Source organism: Streptomyces sp. NBC_01235 (assembly GCF_035989285.1).
Lineage (GTDB): Bacteria > Actinomycetota > Actinomycetes > Streptomycetales > Streptomycetaceae > Streptomyces.
The window spans coordinates 5,372,023-5,389,815 of sequence record NZ_CP108513.1 but is presented as its reverse complement, the minus strand read 5'-3'; the positions used below and the strand labels follow the sequence as shown (position 1 = coordinate 5,389,815).

19 protein-coding genes and 2 pseudogenes are annotated in these 17,793 nt (G+C 70.6%); 11 read left to right on the top strand and 10 right to left on the bottom strand.

The window, feature by feature from the left end; translation table 11 throughout:
• Positions 1–49 precede the first annotated feature (49 nt).
• Both OG289_RS23835 and OG289_RS23830 read right to left on the bottom strand, forming a co-directional pair.
• Entirely contained in the window at positions 50–1,162 is a 1,113-nt protein-coding gene (locus tag OG289_RS23835) for a C40 family peptidase (protein WP_327316075.1), read from the bottom strand.
• Positions 1,163–1,405: 243 nt separating this feature from the next.
• Positions 1,406–2,224, bottom strand: coding sequence for a class I SAM-dependent methyltransferase (locus tag OG289_RS23830; protein WP_327316074.1), 819 nt, complete (start codon positions 2,222–2,224; stop codon positions 1,406–1,408).
• Between the two features lie 233 nt (positions 2,225–2,457).
• Here OG289_RS23830 and mshA point away from each other — a divergent pair, with 233 nt between their 5' ends.
• Both mshA and OG289_RS23820 read left to right on the top strand, forming a co-directional pair.
• The gene (gene mshA, locus OG289_RS23825) at positions 2,458–3,795 is read left to right on the top strand and encodes a D-inositol-3-phosphate glycosyltransferase (protein WP_327316073.1); all 1,338 of its coding nucleotides are present in this window, start codon (positions 2,458–2,460) and stop codon (positions 3,793–3,795) included.
• Positions 3,788–4,357 carry a YbjN domain-containing protein gene (locus tag OG289_RS23820; protein ID WP_327316072.1) on the top strand — a complete coding sequence of 190 codons (570 nt, stop codon included), beginning with the start codon at positions 3,788–3,790 and terminating at the stop codon, positions 4,355–4,357. The genes mshA and OG289_RS23820 overlap by 8 nt, the downstream gene beginning before the upstream one ends.
• Positions 4,358–4,502: 145 nt before the next feature.
• Here the strand turns inward: OG289_RS23820 and OG289_RS23815 are convergent, their stop codons facing one another.
• Entirely contained in the window at positions 4,503–5,306 is an 804-nt protein-coding gene (locus OG289_RS23815) for an AraC family transcriptional regulator (RefSeq protein ID WP_327316071.1), read from the bottom strand.
• Between the two features lie 49 nt (positions 5,307–5,355).
• Here OG289_RS23815 and OG289_RS23810 point away from each other — a divergent pair, with 49 nt between their 5' ends.
• Positions 5,356–5,799, top strand: coding sequence for a DUF2000 domain-containing protein (locus OG289_RS23810; RefSeq protein ID WP_327316070.1), 444 nt, complete (start codon positions 5,356–5,358; stop codon positions 5,797–5,799).
• 26 nt (positions 5,800–5,825) lie between these two features.
• Here the strand turns inward: OG289_RS23810 and OG289_RS23805 are convergent, their stop codons facing one another.
• Positions 5,826–7,103, bottom strand: coding sequence for an MDR family MFS transporter (locus OG289_RS23805; protein ID WP_327316069.1), 1,278 nt, complete (start codon positions 7,101–7,103; stop codon positions 5,826–5,828).
• 198 nt (positions 7,104–7,301) lie between these two features.
• Here OG289_RS23805 and OG289_RS23800 point away from each other — a divergent pair, with 198 nt between their 5' ends.
• Positions 7,302–8,063 carry a phosphoglyceromutase gene (locus OG289_RS23800; protein ID WP_327316068.1) on the top strand — a complete coding sequence of 254 codons (762 nt, stop codon included), beginning with the start codon at positions 7,302–7,304 and terminating at the stop codon, positions 8,061–8,063.
• 555 nt (positions 8,064–8,618) lie between these two features.
• The gene (locus OG289_RS23795) at positions 8,619–8,885 is read left to right on the top strand and encodes a hypothetical protein (protein WP_327316067.1); all 267 of its coding nucleotides are present in this window, start codon (positions 8,619–8,621) and stop codon (positions 8,883–8,885) included.
• 222 nt (positions 8,886–9,107) lie between these two features.
• Here the strand turns inward: OG289_RS23795 and OG289_RS23790 are convergent, their stop codons facing one another.
• Positions 9,108–9,563 carry a MarR family winged helix-turn-helix transcriptional regulator gene (locus tag OG289_RS23790; RefSeq protein WP_327316066.1) on the bottom strand — a complete coding sequence of 152 codons (456 nt, stop codon included), beginning with the start codon at positions 9,561–9,563 and terminating at the stop codon, positions 9,108–9,110.
• Positions 9,564–9,688: 125 nt separating this feature from the next.
• Here OG289_RS23790 and OG289_RS23785 point away from each other — a divergent pair, with 125 nt between their 5' ends.
• The 4 genes and pseudogenes from OG289_RS23785 (at position 9,689) to OG289_RS23780 (ending at position 11,194) form a co-directional block, all read left to right on the top strand.
• The gene (locus tag OG289_RS23785) at positions 9,689–10,552 is read left to right on the top strand and encodes an NAD(P)H-binding protein (RefSeq protein ID WP_327316065.1); all 864 of its coding nucleotides are present in this window, start codon (positions 9,689–9,691) and stop codon (positions 10,550–10,552) included.
• A 145-nt stretch (positions 10,553–10,697) separates the two neighbouring features.
• Positions 10,698–10,760 (top strand): annotated as a pseudogene (locus tag OG289_RS49740) (hypothetical protein); the annotation flags it as partial.
• Between the two features lie 91 nt (positions 10,761–10,851).
• A pseudogene (locus OG289_RS49735) lies at positions 10,852–10,902 on the top strand (hypothetical protein); the annotation flags it as partial.
• A gap of 88 nt (positions 10,903–10,990) precedes the next feature.
• Positions 10,991–11,194: a hypothetical protein gene (locus tag OG289_RS23780; RefSeq protein ID WP_327316064.1), complete on the top strand. Its 204-nt coding sequence runs from the start codon at positions 10,991–10,993 to the stop codon at positions 11,192–11,194.
• Positions 11,195–11,273: 79 nt separating this feature from the next.
• On the opposite strand, the gene OG289_RS23775 is transcribed toward OG289_RS23780, so the two are convergent.
• From OG289_RS23775 to phoU, 4 genes are all read right to left on the bottom strand, one after another.
• Positions 11,274–11,693 carry a winged helix-turn-helix domain-containing protein gene (locus OG289_RS23775; RefSeq protein WP_327316063.1) on the bottom strand — a complete coding sequence of 140 codons (420 nt, stop codon included), beginning with the start codon at positions 11,691–11,693 and terminating at the stop codon, positions 11,274–11,276.
• Positions 11,690–12,604, bottom strand: coding sequence for a hypothetical protein (locus tag OG289_RS23770; RefSeq protein WP_327316062.1), 915 nt, complete (start codon positions 12,602–12,604; stop codon positions 11,690–11,692). Before OG289_RS23770 ends, OG289_RS23775 begins: the two co-directional genes overlap by 4 nt.
• Positions 12,605–12,717: 113 nt before the next feature.
• Entirely contained in the window at positions 12,718–12,966 is a 249-nt protein-coding gene (locus OG289_RS23765) for an SCO4226 family nickel-binding protein (protein WP_327316061.1), read from the bottom strand.
• A 452-nt stretch (positions 12,967–13,418) separates the two neighbouring features.
• Complete coding sequence (gene phoU, locus OG289_RS23760; protein WP_327316060.1) at positions 13,419–14,135, bottom strand: phosphate signaling complex protein PhoU; 717 nt, start codon at positions 14,133–14,135, stop codon at positions 13,419–13,421.
• Positions 14,136–14,425: 290 nt separating this feature from the next.
• On the opposite strand from phoU, the gene OG289_RS23755 reads away from it, so the two are divergent.
• Both OG289_RS23755 and OG289_RS23750 read left to right on the top strand, forming a co-directional pair.
• Positions 14,426–15,805: a sensor histidine kinase gene (locus OG289_RS23755; protein ID WP_327316059.1), complete on the top strand. Its 1,380-nt coding sequence runs from the start codon at positions 14,426–14,428 to the stop codon at positions 15,803–15,805.
• Positions 15,802–16,482: a response regulator transcription factor gene (locus OG289_RS23750; protein ID WP_015659563.1), complete on the top strand. Its 681-nt coding sequence runs from the start codon at positions 15,802–15,804 to the stop codon at positions 16,480–16,482. Before OG289_RS23755 ends, OG289_RS23750 begins: the two co-directional genes overlap by 4 nt.
• 215 nt (positions 16,483–16,697) lie before the next feature.
• Here the strand turns inward: OG289_RS23750 and OG289_RS23745 are convergent, their stop codons facing one another.
• Positions 16,698–17,357: a DUF461 domain-containing protein gene (locus OG289_RS23745; protein ID WP_327316058.1), complete on the bottom strand. Its 660-nt coding sequence runs from the start codon at positions 17,355–17,357 to the stop codon at positions 16,698–16,700.
• Positions 17,358–17,793: the final 436 nt, after the last annotated feature.

Here is a 17,793-nt window from a genome sequence, read left to right as displayed (position 1 = left end):
CAGGGGGTTTGGGGCGTGGAGGAAGGTGCCATGGGTCATGTGGCCCACCTCACGCGTCCGGCCGGACCACCCCGAGTATCGGCATCGAGCCCGCCCCCGCGAGCGTGACCGTCCGCCCCGGGCGCGGGGCGTGGATGATCGCGCCGTCGCCCACGTACAGCGCGACATGGCTGGCGTCGTCGAAGTAGATGATCAGGTCGCCGGGGCGCATGTCCTCGACGGCGACGTGCGGCAGCTGCTTCCACTGCTCCTGCGAGGTGCGCGGTATCGGCTGACCGGCGCTCCGCCAGGCCTCGGAGGTCAGTCCGGAGCAGTCGAAGGAGTCCGGGCCCTCGGCGCCCCACACGTACGGCTTGCCGATCTGCGCGGTGGCGAACTGCACGGCCTTCTTGCCCTGTACGGACGCCGCGCTGTTGATCTCGTCGAGAACGCCCGTGTCCAGCCAGGCGGTCTGCGCCTCCTGCGCGGTCTCCCGCTCCAGCTGTTCGAGGCGCTCCTTCTCCTTCTTCTCCAGCTGGGACTCGAGCTTCTCGGCCGCCGCGATCTGCGTCTCGATCTTCTTCTGGGCCGCCGCCTTGATCTTGCGGCCCGCCTCCAGCTTCTGCCACTGGGCGGAGGCGTCCTTGGAGTACTGCTCCAAGTCCTGCTGGGTACGTGTCAGTTCGCCGATCAGGCCCTTGGTCGCGCGCTCGCCCTGGAGCACCCGGCCGGCGCCGTCGAGGAACTCCGACGGGTCGTCGCTCAGCATCAACTGCGCCTCGTCCGGCAGCCCGCCGGTGCGGTACTGGGCACGGGCCGCGGCGCCCGCGCGGTCCTTCAGGCCGTCCAGTTTCGCCTGGCCCGCGACGATCTTCTTGGCCAGTTCGACGATCTCCGCGGACTGCTTCTTCGCCGCTTCCTCGGCCGCGTTGTAGGCGTCGGTGGCGACCGCGGCGTCGTGGTAGAGCGCTTCGAGCTTGGTGTGGACGGCCTCGAGGTCCTTGTTGGACGCGGTCGAGGGGAGCGGAGGGGCCGAAGAACCCGCCGTCGCCGACGTGGTGGGACTGGGACCGGGGTCGGGAGCGCTGGGGCCGGCGAACGCGGTGCCGGGCGCACCCAGCACGGTGACCGCGCAGACCACGGTCACGGCCGCCGCGAGCAGGCCGCGCTTGCCCGTACCCATACCCCGTCCCCCAAACTGTGATTAACCGTCAGTAACTTACGGTGCCCGGGGGATCGTGCCACGCCACGGCCGAAAACGACAGAGGCGACGACAGGAATGACGACACGGGTGACGACAGACGCAGTCCTTCCCCACTCGCCCGCCCCGGCATGACGATCTCCCCGTCATTGTGACGAACAACTCACGGAGATCGTTCCCGGCGGCTTTGGTGAACCTTGGGGAACCCTTGACGAAGTCCGGTGTTCACCGGCGGGGCGCCAACGCCCCCCACCGCACCGTCACTTCCCCCTGCCGCCAGCGCACCGGCCCGTCCGTCACCGGCCAGTCGGCCGTCAGGTCCCGCACCGCGCGGATCCACCGCTGACGGGCGCCGTACGAGGCGTAGGGCGCGGCGGCCGCCCAGGCGCGGTCGAAGTCGCGCAGGAAGGCGTGCACCGGCTCACCCGGAACATTGCGGTGGATCAGCGCCTTGGGCAGCCGCTCCGCCAGGTCCGAGGGCCGCTCCAGCGACCCCAGCCGGGTCGCGAAGGTCACCGTGCGCGGCCCCTCCGGACCGAGCGCGACCCACACGTGCCGACGCCCGATCTCGTCGCAGGTGCCCTCGACGAGCAGGCCGCCATGGGACCCGGTCACCGGATCGGCCGGCGCGAGCCGCGCGCACAGACGCTCCCAGACGGCGGCGACCTCGTCCTCGTCGTACTGCCGCAGGACGTTGGCGGCGCGCACGAGGTGCGGCCGCTGGGGCACGGGGATCTCGAACCCGCCGTGCCGGAAGACCAGCCCCTCGCGCGCGTACCGCTCGGCGGCCGCGACCCGGGCCGGTTCGATCTCCACGCCCACGACACGCGCGCGTGGCGCGACGGAACGCAGCCGCGCCAGCAACTCGACGGCCGTCCAGGGCGCGGCGCCGTACCCGAGGTCGACGGCGAGCGGCTCGCCGGCCCTCCGCAGCTCGGCGCCGTGCGTGGCGGCGATCCAGCGGTCCATGCGACGCAGCCGGTTGGGATTGGTCGTCCCGCGCGTGACCGTGCCCACGGGGCGGGCGGGGGCGCGGGATGTCATACCTATGAGGGTATGCGGTGCCCGGGACCACTTTTCAGCGCCGCCGGGGCGAGAACCACGGGGCACCCTCCAACGCGCATCGCCACCGAACAGTTGAGCGATAGAGGGTAACGACTGGGCAAAAACCGCCCCTCCCGAAACCCGCCCGGAATGGGAACCACTCCCTCCGATGTTGCACCGTCGGAGGGCGCACACCCTCCGTCCGGCATGCCCGCAGCTAGGAGGAACGCCACGTGAGCCAGTACGTCAACAGGCTCGGGCGTCGCTCTCCGGCGGCTCCCTCGCGGCTCAGGCTCCACCGCCGCCCCCGCCGCGTCGCGATGCTCTCCGTGCACACCTCACCGCTCCACCAGCCCGGCACCGGCGACGCCGGCGGCATGAACGTCTACATCGTCGAGCTCGCGCAGCGCCTCGCCGCGATCAACATCGAGGTCGAGATCTTCACGCGCGCGACCACCGGCGGCCTCCCGCCGACCGTCGAACTGGCCCCCGGGGTCCTCGTCCGGCACGTCGACGCGGGCCCCTACGAGGGCCTCGCCAAGGAGGACCTCCCGGCCCAGCTGTGCGCTTTCACGCACGGCGTGATGCAGGCCTGGGCAGGCCACCGCCCCGGCTACTACGACCTGGTCCACTCGCACTACTGGCTCTCCGGCCACGTCGGCTGGCTCGCCGCCCAGCGCTGGGGCGCCCCCCTGGTGCACGCCATGCACACCATGGCCAAGGTCAAGAACGCCAACCTGGCCGACGGCGACACCCCCGAACCCGCCGCCCGCGTCATCGGCGAGACCCAGATCGTCACCGCCGCGGACCGCCTCATCGCCAACACGGCGGAGGAGGCCGACGAACTCGTACGGCACTACCACGCAGAGCCCGGCAAGGTCGCCGTCGTGCACCCCGGCGTCAACCTCGACCGGTTCCGCCCCGCCGACGGCCGGGCCGCGGCCCGTGCCCGCCTCGACCTGCCCCAGGACGCCCTGGTCCCTCTCTTCGCTGGCCGCATCCAGCCCCTGAAGGCCCCGGACGTCCTCCTGCGCGCGGTGGCCGTGCTCCTGGACGAGCGCCCGGAGCTCCGCTCCCGCATCGTCGTCCCCGTGGTCGGCGGCCCCAGCGGCAGCGGCCTCGCCAAGCCGGAGGGCCTGCAGAAGCTGGCGGCACGGCTGGGCATCGCGGACGTCGTACGGTTCCGTCCGCCGGTCGGCCAGGACCAGCTCGCGGACTGGTTCCGGGCGGCGTCGGTGCTGGTCGTCCCCTCCTACAGCGAGTCCTTCGGCCTGGTCGCCATAGAGGCCCAGGCGGCCGGCACCCCGGTCCTCGCGGCCTCGGTCGGCGGGCTCCCGGTGGCCGTACGGGACGGCGAGACGGGCTTCCTGGTGCAGGGCCACGATCCGGCCGCCTACGCGCGTGTGCTCGAACGTTTCGCCGACGGCCCCGAACTCCCCGCCCGGATGGGCGCGGCCGCCACCGCGCACGCCCAGTCCTTCGGCTGGGACACCGCGGCCGCCGCCACCGCCGACGTCTACGCGGCCGCGACCCAGGCCCACCGCCGTCGCGTACGCTCCGAGCATGGGTGACGTGGAGAAGACGGCCGCGCAGGTCATCGAGGGTTTCCTGAAGGACGCGGAGCTGGAGTGGGAGGCCCCCGCGCCCGGCACCTACGTGGTCCAACTCCCAGGCACCCGCAAACTCAAGACGACCGTCTCCCTGATCGTCGGCCGTCACTCCCTCTCTCTGAACGCCTTCGTCATCCGCCATCCCGACGAGAACGAGTCCGGCGTCCACCGCTGGCTCCTGGAGCGCAACCTCAAGCTGTACGGCGTGAGTTACGCCGTCGACCAGCTCGGTGACGTCTACGTCACCGCCCGCCTCCCCCTCGCCGTGGTCACCGCCGACGAGGTCGACCGCCTCATGGGCCAGGTCCTGGAGGCCGCCGACGGCGCCTTCGACACCCTCCTCGAGCTGGGCTTCGCGAGCGCCATCCGCAGGGAGTACGCCTGGCGCGTCTCCCGGGGCGAGTCGACACGCAACCTGGACGCGTTCACGCATCTGACGCAACGCCCGGCCGACGCGCCGGATCCGGTCAGGAAGGGGCAGGGAGAGCCGGATCCGGTCAGGAAGGGGCAGGGGGAGAGGTAGGGATGCCGCAGGCGCGGGGCATGGCACTCCCTCCCCCCTCTCGGCTTCGCTCAAGCGGGGCCCCCTCGCCCCGCTCACGTGCGCTGATCAGGCACCACTGCTTTCCCGCGACGTGATCCGCCGGACGGGCCCTGGCCCGCGGTGATCACCGGACGGGGAACTTCCGCGCATACCGTCCCGGCGTGACCCCCACCAACTTCCGGAAATGCCGCGTGAGATGGGCCTGGTCGTAGAACCCGGCCGCCGCGGCGACCTCCCCCGGCGGACGCCCGTCGAGCAGGAGCCGACGGGCGAGGTCGACGCGGCGCGCGGTGAGGTACTGGTGCGGTGCGATGCCGTACGCCCCGCCGAACGCCCGTACGAGATGGGCCGGATGGGCCTGCACCAGCCCTGCCGCCTCGCCCAGTACGAGCCCTTCGACGACACGTTCGTCGAGGAGCTCACGGAGCCGGCGGGCAAGGACGGGGTCACGGCGCGCAGGACCGCCCGGCCGCCGCGCCCGCAAATGCGCCCGCAACCGCTCGCCGATCAGCGTCAGCCGGCTGTCGGCCTCCAACTCGTCGCCGGGCCGGGCGAGCGCGGAGTGCAACTGCCCCACCCGCCGCCGCAGCACGGGATCCCGCAGGTCGGGCGAGTCGACGGCCGCCCCGATCAACTCCTCGCCGAGCACCTCGGCATCGAGGTACAGAACCCGCTTGCGGAAGCCGTCGGACGTGGCGGCGGACCCGTTGTGCGGGACGTGCGGCGGCAGCAGGGTCACCGTGTCGTGCGGGGTGCCGTGCTCGTGCCGGTCGAGGTCGTACCGTACGGCGCCGTCGTCGACGATGAGCAGCGTCCACGCCTCGTGGACGTGCATCGGGTAGGCGTACTCGGTGAAACGGGCGTGGAAGACCTCCACGACGCCCGGGACGGCCGGGCGCCAGGCGGAGACTTCCTGCCGGGCGGCCATGCAAAGAACGTACAAGACGGCGTGCCAGGACGATCGGCAGTCTCGCTGCATGAACACTGAACCGATGTCGAGCACGGAACCGATGCGCTTCGACACCAAGATCGCCGTCCTGCTGCGCGAGGACCTGGAGACCTGGCAGCGCCTGAACGTCACCGCGTTCCTGGTCAGCGGCCTCGGCACGGCGGTCCCCGAGGTGATCGGGGAGCCGTACGAGGACGCGGACGGCGTCCCGTACCTCCCGATGTTCCGCCAGCCGGTGCTGGTCTTCGAGGGCACGAAGGAGACCCTCGCGGCCGCCCACGCGCGCGTGCTCTCCCGCGCCCTCCCGCGCGCCGTGTTCACGACCGACCTCTTCACCACCGGCAACGACCACGACAACCGCGCCGCTGTACGCGCCGTACGGACGTCCGACCTGGACCTGGCGGGCCTGGCGGTCTACGGGCCACGCAACGCGGTGGACAAGGTGCTGAAGGGGGCCCGGATGCATCCGTGACAGCCGAGGCGCAGAGCACCTGCGGCTCAGGCCGCGCTGACCTCGGGCTTCGTCGGCGCGATGGTGGCATCGTCATCGGCCGGGAGGTCGGCCGGGGTGGGCCCCTCGCCCGGCAGGTGGCGCATCAGCACCCCGTAGCCGAGTCCCGCCGCCGTCCCCACGACCGCGCACATGCCCCACAGCCAGTCAGCGCCGAAGCGGTCGATGACGAAGCCGGACATCAACGGGGAGACCAGGGAGGCCACCGCCCAGGAGAGGGTGTACATGCCCTGGTAGCGGCCGCGTCCGTGGGTGGGGGAGAGACGGACGACGAGTCCGGTCTGGGTCGGCGCGTTGACGATCTCGGCCAGGGTCCACACGCAGACGGTGAGCGCGAAGACGCCGACCGACCCGGCGAAGGCGGTGAGCCCGAACCCGTACCCGGCGAGGACGGAGGAGACGACCAGCAGCCGCCGCGGATCCCGGTGCTCGATGAACCGGGTGACGGGGAGTTGCAGCGCCACGATGAGCACACCGTTGACGGCGATCGCCATGCCGTAGTCGGCCGGCGTGAACCCGGCCGCGCCCATCGCCACGGGCAGCCCCACGGAACCCTGCTGGAAGATGAGCGCCACGAGGAAGGACAGCCCGACGACGCCCATGAACCGTCCGTCGCGCAGTACGGTCCCGAGCCCGACGGAGTCCTCCCGGGCGGCCTTCTCCTGCTGCTGGGGGCGCGACTCGGGCAGCTTGAGGAAGACGACGAGGGCGCACACCAACGTCATCCCGGCCTCGACGAGGAACCCGGCGCGGTAGCTGACCTCGGCGATGAACCCGGCGGCCATGGAGGAGACGGCGAACCCGAGGTTGATGGCCCAGTAGTTGAGCGAGAAGGCGCGGACCCGGTCCTCGGGCCGCACGATGTCGGCCATCATCGCCTGCACGGCCGGCCGGGAGGCGTTGGAGGCCATCCCGACGAGGAAGGCGACGCCGGCGATGGCGAGGGGATCGGTGACGAACCCGAGGAGCGCGACGGAGAGGGCGGTGGAGGTCTGCGCGATGAGCAGCGTGGGCCGCCGCCCGAGCCGGTCCGCCATGACGCCGCCCCCGAGGGAGGAGATCACCCCGCCGAGCCCGTGGAGAGAGGCGACCAGTCCGGCGTAGGAGGCGGAGTACCCGCGGTCGAGGGTGAGGTACAGCGCCATGAAGGTGGCGACGAAGGCGCCGAGCCGGTTCACGAGAGTGCTGGTCCACAGCCACCAGAACTCGCGGGGCAGCCCGGAGAGGGTCTCGCGGGCGGCACGTCTCAGGGCGGCGACGGACATGGCGGATCCCCCGGGGTGTAAGCGGCTCAGACAGCGCTCAGAACTTACGAGGGGAGGGTCGGGGGAGGCCACTCAATTAACGGATCCCGTCAACCGTCGGCGGTCTGTCCACTGCGCTTTCTGCTGCTCTTCCCGCTGCGCTGTCCGCTGTGCGAGCGGGCGCACAACGGACCGGAGCGGTGGATTACGCTCATACGCATGGCCGACGCACCGTACAAGCTGATCCTCCTCCGCCACGGCGAGAGCGAGTGGAACGCGAAGAACCTGTTCACCGGCTGGGTGGACGTCAACCTGAACGAGAAGGGCGAGAAGGAGGCAGTCCGCGGTGGCGAGCTCCTGAAGGACGCCGATCTCCTCCCCGACGTGGTCCACACGTCCCTCCAGAAGCGCGCGATCCGCACGGCCCAGCTGGCGCTGGAGTCCGCCGACCGCCACTGGATCCCGGTCCACCGCTCCTGGCGCCTGAACGAGCGCCACTACGGCGCCCTCCAGGGCAAGGACAAGGCGCAGACCCTCGCGGAGTTCGGCGAGGAGCAGTTCATGCTCTGGCGCCGCTCCTACGACACCCCGCCCCCGCCGCTCGCGGACGACTCCGAGTTCTCCCAGGCGTCGGACCCGCGCTACGCGTCGATCCCCCCGGAGCTGCGCCCGCGCACGGAGTGCCTGAAGGACGTCGTCGTCCGCATGCTCCCGTACTGGTACGACGGCATCGTCCCGGACCTCCTGTCCGGCCGCACGGTCCTGGTCGCCGCCCACGGCAACTCGCTCCGCGCCCTCGTCAAGCACCTCGACGGCATCTCCGACGCCGACATCGCGGGCCTGAACATCCCGACGGGCATCCCCCTGTCCTACGAACTGGACGCCGACTTCAAGCCGCTGACCCCGGGCGGAACCTACCTCGACCCGGAGGCGGCCGCAGCCGCGATCGAGGCGGTCAAGAACCAGGGCAAGAAGAAGTAGGTTTGGTGATCACGCCCCCGACCTGCGCAGACGGCGCGCATCGGGGGCGTTTTCACGGCCCGGGCCCCTACGCCTCGACCATTCGCCCAGGTCAGCGCCTTCATCGGCCGTAAATGATCGCAGCTTCCCAAGCTGAGGTACCAGTACGCTGCCACCGGCAGGCACCAGCACGGACGGAGCGCGTCGTGGAGCTATCGCCACCGATGTTGAACCGTCTTGCGAACAGCGGCTTCGGAGCCGTCCCGGCGGCCGCTGCTGTTGCCTACGCAGCGCAAGCCAGTACCGGCTTCTCGCGGCTCACGGCCTGTTTCGCTGTGATTGGGTTCGCGATCCTCGCCGTGAGGGGATACCGGCTCGGCGTGACGTGTGAGCGCGGGAGACTCTCGATCCGCGGCTACCTGCGCACACGCGTGATTACGCGAGAGTGCATCACAGAGATCACGGACTTCCCCGCCGTCAGATGGACGGCTCGCAAGGGGGGCAGGCGATGGACCCCTATCTCGGCGTTCATGACGAGCCCGAGCGAAACCTCGGCAACCCGACTCCACAAGGCCCATGTCACCAGGAAGTTGCGACGGTGGGCAGGACGCTAGCGACGGCCACGACCGCGCCGACCGTCTTCTCGATCCGGCGCTCGCGCACCTGAAGGAGGCCGGGCTCGTGCGCGAGCACATCACGCAGCGCACCGACTCCACCCACGTCCTGGCCGCAGTGCGCGACCTGATCCGGCTGGAACTGGTCACCGGGACCGCCGACCGCCTTCCAGACCTTCCTGGATCAGAACGACATCCCCCGGCCGAAGTCCTGACGAACCCTCGGTAGCTGAGCGCGACCGTCCAAGATCCCCGACAGAGTCAAGCCAAGTGGTCGGCTCCGGAAGTTCCTCGAGGGTTGATGTGAGCCGGATCGTGTGTGGGTTCTCGGGGTGGCGAGGTAGTGGCCGGTCGCGCAGTCCAAGGCGTCCTCGGGGGATCGAGGAAGTCGTCGGTGGGCAGGAAGCCGTCTGCGTGTTTGTCGGATCTGCTCAGACAGGGGGCATGGGTGTCAGGTGATGGCCGAGTCGCCGTAATCGGTGGGCTCGCTCAGTAGCTCGCTCGCCGCCCGGTGGACCTTCGCCAGGGCGTTCAAGAGGGATTCGCGTTCGGTTTCGGTGAGATCCGCGGTGACCTTTTCCTCGATCGATCGCCGTTCCGCTTCGACCGGTTTCTGCAGCGCACGCCCTGCGTCGGTGAGCCAGAGCCGGACGAGGCGGTTGTCCCGGTCGTCTCGGCGACGGGTGAGCAGCCCGGCCGTAGTCATTCGGTCAGCCATCTTGACGACGGTGGGCGTCGTGACGTTCAGCGCGGCGGCGACTTCGCCGGGCGTGCTGCCGTCCTGCTCCCACAGCATCGCGAGCAGGTAGTTCTGTCCGACGTGCAGCCCATGGCGTCGCATGGCCGCGTCGGCCAGGGCCCGGAGGACCTTCGACGTTCTGCCGTGCAGGTCCAGGAACTCAGGCATCGGAGCCTTTCGGTGATGTGCGGGAGCGGCTGCCCAAGCGGCAACCGAGTCGATTGACGGCTAATTATTCACCGGCTAACGTTCCTTCCGACTCGTTAGACGGCAAACGACTTTGGGGAGCTGCGATGATACTGGTCACCGGAGCCACGGGGAACATCGGCCGAGAACTCACCCGCGAACTCGACACGAAAGGCGCGAAGTTACGTCTCCTCGTCCGCGACCCCGCCCGCGCTGCCGGACTGTCCGACCGCGCCGAGCGCGCCGTCGGCGACCTGGGCGAACCCTCGACACTGACGCCGGCCTTCGCCGGCGTCGACAAACTCTTCCTGCTCACCCAGGGCATCGGCACCGACTGCGCCGCCGCCGCCATCGCCGCCGCCGAGGCCGCCGGGGTGAGCCACATCGTGCACCTGTCTTCCCTCCACGTCACCCTTGACCCGCTGCCCGCCATGGCCCGCTGGCATCACGAACGCGAGGAGATCATCCGCGCCTCCGCAATACCCGCCACATTCCTTCGGCCCGGCGGTTTCATGACCAACGCCTTCGACTGGCTGCCCACCATCCGCGAGGGAAACCACGTCCTCGACCCGGTCGGCCCGGGCCGCTACGCGCCGATCGATCCCGCGGACATCGCCGCGGTCGCCGCCCTCGTCCTCACCGAGGCCGGCCACCAGGACAAGGAGTACGTCCTCACCGGCGACGAGACGTTCACCGTCACCGAGCAGGTCCGGGTCATCTCCGAGACGATCGGCCGCGACATCGAGGTCCGGGAAGTGACCACACCGGACGAGGCCGTACGGTTCCGCTTCCCCAACGGGGCGCCCCAGGCACTCGCCGACGCCGTCACCGAGGGCTTCAAACTCATGCGCGCCGACACCGTCGGGTTCCGGACGGACACCGTCGAGCGACTGCTCGGACGCAAGCCGCGGACTTTCGTGGACTGGTGCGCGCGTAACGCCGACGCGTTCCGACGGCCTGAAACCGCCTGAGCCGAGAGACGACCACACCCTCTTCCGATGCTGCTGATCGGTCTGCCCGCCATGCCGGTCCGCGCCGCCCACGCGATAGGCCTGACCGCCTCCGAACGCGCACGGTTGAAGAAGGCCGCCTACGGTCACAAGACTGAGCACCGATTTGCGGGTACGCGCCCAGGTCGTCCTCCATGCGGCTCGCGGACGCTCCAACGCGCACATCGCTCGCGAGACGGGCCTGCACCTGGACAGGGTCCGTACCTGGCGGGACCGGGGCGGCGGTCGTCGAGTTCAGCAACGTCTCGGCCGAGTCCTGTGTCCTCGACGGCCATCCGTCCGTCGCGTGGGCCGGCGACGGGTCTCCCGAGCGCAACCCCCCGCTCTCCGTCCCGCCCGCCGGATCCGCCTCGCCGGTGACGGTGGCCCGCGCTGGGGCGTCCAGGGGGCAGGGCTCGGGTGAAGCCGACCTTCGTGCAGGTGCATGGGGAGGCCGACGGGTACCGCGAGTCCGGTGCGGATCCCGTCGTGTATCCCACGATCGTCGTCGGACTGCCGGGGGCGGGGGCGGGGGCGCATCAAGTCGCCCTGTACGAAGGGCAGTTCGCCGATCGCGACAACACGGTGACCGTCACCGCCGTATCGGCGGTCGAGCCTCCCTGACCTCCGATTCCTCGGCACCTCGGCACCTCGGCGCCTCGGCACCCTGGCATCTCTGCCGGTCCTGCGGCGGCGACGGACCTCAGCGTCCTTCCAGCCGCAGCACCAGCGCACGCAGGGCGCGCAGCTCCGCGTCCAACGCCTGCGCGCCTTCGCGGGTGAGGGAGATCCAGGTGCGGGGGCGTCGGCCCGCGTAGCCCTTCTCGATGGTGATCAGGCCCGACTCCTCCAGCACCTTCAGGTGCCGGGAGAGGTTTCCGTCCGTGACGGCCAGTTGCTGCTTCAGGAAGCCGAACTCGACCCGGTCGGCCTCGCGGGCGACGGTGAGGATCCCGAGCCGTACGCGCTGGTGGACGGTGTCGTCCAGCCCCTGGGTCGGGTGCGGTTCCCCAGAATCCTCAAGGCGCTCGGGCCCGTCGGTTCCCCCGGATTCCCTGGTTCCCCCGGATTCCTCGGTTCCGTCCCGGTCGTCCCGTACGGCGAGCGGGTCCTCGACGCTCATGCGGCGACCGTACTCGCATCCGTACCCGTGCCCGCACCCGCACCCGCATCCGTACCCGTACCCGTACCTGCAGCCGCAGCCGCAGCCGCAGCCGCAGCCGCAGCCGCAGTCGACCGGCGGCGGACGATCGCCCACTCCGCCAGGCCGGCGACCAGCAGGATGGCGGCCAGCACAAGCCCCTTTGCCTGCGGGCCGTCGGTCCAGCCGGGGCCGGCCGGGTGCGACCAGGGGAGCCGGCCGCTGCCCCAGGGCGCCCCGAGGTAGCCGGTGAGCAGCAGGGCGTGCGCGGCGCCGGCCGCCGCGGTGAGCCAACTGCGTTCGGCCACGCCGAGGGCGAGGAGTCCGACGCCGACCAGGTACCAGGGGGAGGCGTAGCTGTTCTCCAGCAGATCGACCGCCAGCGGCTGGGGCTGGTTCAACCCGAGCAGGAGCAGCAGCAACGCCGCCGTGACCGCCGCCGTGGCCACCGCGGTGACGCCGATCCAGCCGTGGCGGCGCGGGACGATGCCGCGGGCCTCGCCCCGCAGGCGGTACCAGCGGGCGAGGACGAACCAGGCCAGGGGGAGCAGCGCGAACCAGACGCCCCAGGCCGTGAACCGCAGCGTGGCGCCGTCGAACTCGCCCTCCAGGCACGGGGTTCCGGGTTCGTGCACCACGCACAGGCCGGTCAGCTCGGCGTAGGCGAAGGCCGGATACGACGCGATGTTGCGGCCGTGCGCACCGAAGTTGAAGGCGTACCGGGCGACGGGAGCTGCCGCCAGCGCCAGCAGTCCGAAGCCGAGCAGGGGCACCCATGAGCCGTTCAGTTGCGAGCGGGTCCGGGCCCGCAGGCCCTCCGCGGCCGCCAGCAGTCCGGCCGCCGACGCGCGCGCCCCCGGCGTTCCCAGTGTCTGTGCTCCCGCCTCGCCCATGATGTCCCCCTGATGATCACCTCGGTCCCATTAACTCTGCAATGCAAAGTACATTGCAGTCAAGAGTTGATCCGCCGGGCCACCGAGCCGGCGAGCCACGGAGCCACGGAGCCTCACACCGTCAGCGGTACCGGGTGGATTTCGTCCGCCTTGTGGCCGGTGCGTTCGTGGACGCGTTGGACCGCGTCCGCCGACGGGCCCTCGGAGAGGCAGTAGACGGTTCCGGACTCCGGGTCCGCCCAGGCGCGTTCGAAGTGCACGCCCTCTTCGCCTTCGATGGCGAGGTCCGCCCGGTGGGCCTCGAGGAGTTGGTCGGCCGTGATGCCCTGCATGTCGTGGTGGACGTCCATGAAGCGGGTCATGACTGCCCGCCCCCTTCCCATCTGGTGCCGGTGTCCGCCCCCTTCACCTCCATGCTGCGCCCGCGCACTCCTCGGGGCGACCGCACGACGAAGGGTCCCGGCGCCACTGTCGGCGCCGGGACCCTTCATCCACGTACGTACGTCGTTCTGCTTGCTCGTTCGCCGCGTACGGCCTCAGCCGCACTGGCAGGGGTTGCCCGACTGGCACCCGCAGCCACACCCCGAACCGCAGCCGCACGCGCCTGTCAGCATCAGGTTCCTGATCTCGGCGGGCTGCTCGGTCGGGCGTTCCTGCGTGGGGTCCGGCGTGGGAGTGGTGGGGGACTCGGCCATGGGTTCCTCCCGGAGGCGTAGGGCCTGTGCCCATTGCATGCCCGCTCCGCTGGGCGCATCAACGGCGCACAGTGGCTTGCGCCCGCCCCGGCCTCCGCCGTTCAGGCCCCCTTCGCCGCTCAGGCCCCTTCCGCCGCTCCCGCTCCCGCCCCGCCCGTCGGCTGGATCTCCGGCTGGATGTCCGGCTGGAGCTCGTCCGCGTGCTCGCCCGTCACCAGGAACACCACACGCTTGGCGACGGCCACCGCGTGGTCGGCGAAGCGCTCGTAGTAGCGGCCCAGCAGCGTGACGTCGACGGCGGTCTCGATGCCGTGCTTCCATCGCTCGTCGATCAGGTGCTGGAACAGCGTGCGGTGCAGGAGGTCCATCGCGTCGTCGTCCGCCTCCAGCTGGAGCGCCAGGTCGACGTCCTTGGTGATGATGCACTCCGCGGCCTTCGCCATCAGGCGCTGCGCGAGCTGGCCCATCTCCAGGATGGTGGCGTGCAGGTCGTGCGGCACCGCGCGGTTCGGGAAGCGCAGCCGCGCCAGCTTCGCCACATGCTGGGCGAGGTCGCCGGAGCGCTCCAGGTCGGCCGACATCCGCAGCGACGTCACCACGATCCGCAGGTCCGTCGCCACCGGCTGCTGCCGCGCCAGCAGCGCTATCGCCCGCGCCTCCAGGTCGTGCTGCAGCTCGTCGACCCTCTTGTCGGCCTCGATGACGCTCTCGGCCAGCTTCAGGTCGGCGTCGAGAATGGCGGTCGTGGCGCGTCCGATCGCCGACCCGACCAGCCGGGCCATCTCCACCAGGCTGTCGCCGATCGAGTCCAGTTCCTCGTGGTACGCGTCCCGCATCAGGATTCCCTCTCGTACGTCGTTCTTGGGGTTCGGTTTTCGGTCTCGTTGCGGTTCCTGGGGTCAGAACCGGCCGCGAAACCTAGGCGGAACCGGCCGTGAAACCGGCGCCGACCGGCCGTGGAACCGGTGCTGCGAACCCCACGGTGCCACGCTCCGCCCTGTACGCGTCGATTTCCGTCACCCCAAATGAACCACCACTGGCTCCAAGGTGAACTCTGGGCGACGAGTGTTCGAGCTCGCACCTCGATGGCTGTGGCCAGGACGGAACCCGTGCCTAACCTGGGTGCATGGACGTGAACGCGGCGGTCGCCGCAGCGGCAGCGATCGCCGGGGTGCTCACCGGTGTCATCGCCATGCTGGCGTTCCGCTGGAGCGAGCGGGAGCAGAAGCGCCCCACGCGCACCTCCCTGCACACGGACCCGGTGCTTCCGCCGGGAGTGGACACCGTCCTGTCCGTGCTCCGCTCCTCCGCCGTCGTGCTCGACGAGGCCGACGCCGTCGTCAAGGCAAGCTCCGCCGCGTACGCCCTCGGGCTGGTCCGCGGCGGCCGGCTCAGTGTCGAGCCCATGCTGAAGATGGCGCGGGACACCAGACGCGACGGAGAGATACGCCAGGTCGAGCTGGACCTTCCCCGGCGCGGGACCGGGCGCGGCGAGGCCCTCGCCGTGTCCGCGAGAGTCGCCCCGCTGGGCTCCCGGCTCGTCCTCCTCCTCGTCGAGGACCTCACCGAGGCCCGTCGTATCGAGGCGGTGCGGCGGGACTTCGTGGCGAACGTCAGTCACGAGCTGAAGACCCCGGTCGGCGCGCTCTCCCTGCTCTCCGAGGCCGTCATGGACGCCTCGGACGATCCGGAGGCGGTGGAGCGGTTCGCCGGCCGGATGCAGATCGAGGCCACCCGGCTGACCAGCCTGGTCCAGGAGCTCATCGACCTGTCGAGGGTCCAGAACGACGACCCCCTCGAGGACGCCGAGCCGGTCGGCGTCGACGAACTGGTCGCCGAGGCCGTCGACCGCTGCCGGCACCAGGCCGGCACCAAGCAGATCACCATGGCCTGGAGTGTGGGGGCGCCCGAAGGGCTCGAGCAGGGTGGTGGTGGGCGACGGGCGGGCGGCACCGCCGACCTGCGGGTCTTCGGCAACCGGGGCCAGCTGGCCGCGGCCCTCGGCAACCTGGTCGAGAACGCCGTCAACTACTCGCCCGCCCGCACCCGCGTCGGCATAGCCGCCCGTAGAGTGACCGCGCCAGGCGGGGACATGATTGAGATCGCCGTGACCGACCAGGGCATCGGCATCTCCGACAAGGACAAGGAGCGCATCTTCGAGCGCTTCTACCGCGTCGACCCGGCCCGCTCCCGCCAGACGGGTGGTACGGGCCTCGGGCTGGCGATCGTCAAGCACGTGGCCGCCTCGCACGGTGGGGAGGTCACGGTGTGGAGCGCCGAGAACCAGGGCTCCACGTTCACCCTGCGGCTGCCGGAGGCGGGCGCGGCCCGCGACCGCGCGCATCAGCACCCGAACCCGGACGAGGTCGACGACGTCGACGACCTCGACGAGGTCGACCACTCCTCCCCTCACGCCCCTCACCACCCGACCCAGGCACCACCCCGCACCTCTTCCCCCGATTCGACCGCGTACCAGACGCTTTCCGCCCCGGAGGTCCTTCCGTGACCCGAGTGCTCGTCGTCGAGGACGAGGAGTCCTTCTCCGACGCCCTGTCGTACATGCTCCGCAAGGAGGGCTTCGAGGTCGCCGTCGCGACCACGGGGCCCGACGGACTCGACGAGTTCGAGCGCAACGGCGCCGACCTCGTGCTCCTCGACCTGATGCTGCCGGGCCTGCCCGGCACGGAGGTGTGCCGTCAGCTGCGCGGCCGCTCCAACGTTCCCGTGATCATGGTGACCGCCAAGGACAGTGAGATCGACAAGGTCGTCGGCCTGGAGATAGGAGCCGACGACTACGTCACCAAGCCCTTCTCCTCGCGCGAGCTCGTCGCCCGCATCCGGGCCGTCCTGCGCCGCCGAGGCGAGCCGGAGGAGGTGACCCCGGCGGCCCTGGAGGCCGGCCCGGTCCGGATGGACGTCGACCGTCACGTGGTGACGGTCTCCGGCTCCAAGGTCGACCTCCCCCTCAAGGAGTTCGACCTCCTGGAGATGCTGCTGCGCAACGCGGGCCGCGTCCTGACCCGCATGCAGCTCATCGACCGGGTCTGGGGCGCCGACTACGTGGGCGACACCAAGACCCTCGACGTCCACGTCAAGCGCCTCCGCGCCAAGATCGAGCCCGACCCCGGCGCGCCGCGCTACCTGGTGACGGTGCGGGGGCTCGGCTACAAGTTTGAACCCTGAGCCGCCGAACTGCTGCGGTAGGTGACCCTCGCCGTCGGGTGGACGGGGAGGCTGAACGCCTGGGGAGCATTGGTCAGACCTGGAGCGATCCAGGCGCGACGCGGTGAAGCAGAAATCCCCTTGAGGGGTGCGCCAAGAGTTCGAGCCCAGGCTCAGGACCGCCAAGGGCGGGAACCGACAACCACGGTTCCCGCCCTGGACGTTTTCAGGGTCGGTCAGCGACCGGTCGCCGACACCGACGGGCTCGGGGAACCCGACTCGGTGGTGCCGCCCCCGGTCGCCGTCCCGGAGGGCGACGCGCTGCCGGAGGGCGACGGCTTGCCGGACGTCGACTCCGACGGCTTCGGCGAGGCGGTCGGGATCTCGCTCGGGCCCCACGAGGAGAAGTAGCTCTCGGCGGGGACGACGAAGGCACGCAGGCTGATCTCGCCGGTGTCGCTGAAGGTGAAGGTGACCTTCTGGGCGTTGCCGTCCTGGACGGCCTCACGGCTGCTCGGCAGGACCGCGGAGGCGTTGTTCGCGCCGCCGATGACCACCGAGCCGCCGGCCGGGACGGTCAGCCTGCCGGTGCCCTTGGCGGGCTTGAGCTCGGCGGCCTTGCCGATGCCGTCGACGGTGATGGAGTCCAGCGTCTGGGCGTGGTCCCCGCTGTTGAAGACGGTCGCCGAGATCACGGCGGGACCGGTCGACTTCAGGTCGGGCTGGGTGATGACGACAACGTTCTGCAGCTTGATGTCGCCGACGCCGGTGGCGGCGTTGTCCGGCTTGATCTCCAGGGTCTGGGAGTCGTGGCCGGCGCCACAGGCGGCGAGCGAGGCGATCGAGAACGCGATGGCGGAGGCGGCGAGGGCGCCGCGTCGAAGGCTGCTGCTCACGGCGGCGGCAACTCCTTGAACACGCGGGCGGCTTTTCCTTTGAACAAAGCCGTCCTAAGGGTCTGTCAGCGGCCTCAGGTTACCGAGCCGTTCCCGCGCCACCGCACCCGACCCGCCTCTGGAGCGATCCCGTGCCCCGACGGGCGCCCTGGCCGGTGTTCGTCACCACCGCCCCGACCACCACGAGTGACCCGTGAGTCACATTGGCTTCACCAGTCGTCTGCCTCCTCGTCCGTCATTCACATAAGCGCGGTCGACGCCCGCGCACGGATTTTCCGTGAAGGAAAACGAGGCGATCCCCGGAATTGATCACCCCCACGGTCGAACAGCCGGTGATCAATTCCGGAAACGGCTCGTATCCGGCCGCGCGCACCGAACGGAGTAGCGGAAGTCGCACGCTTGGAAGCGGACATTTGTGGATGTTCGGCCGCTCGCG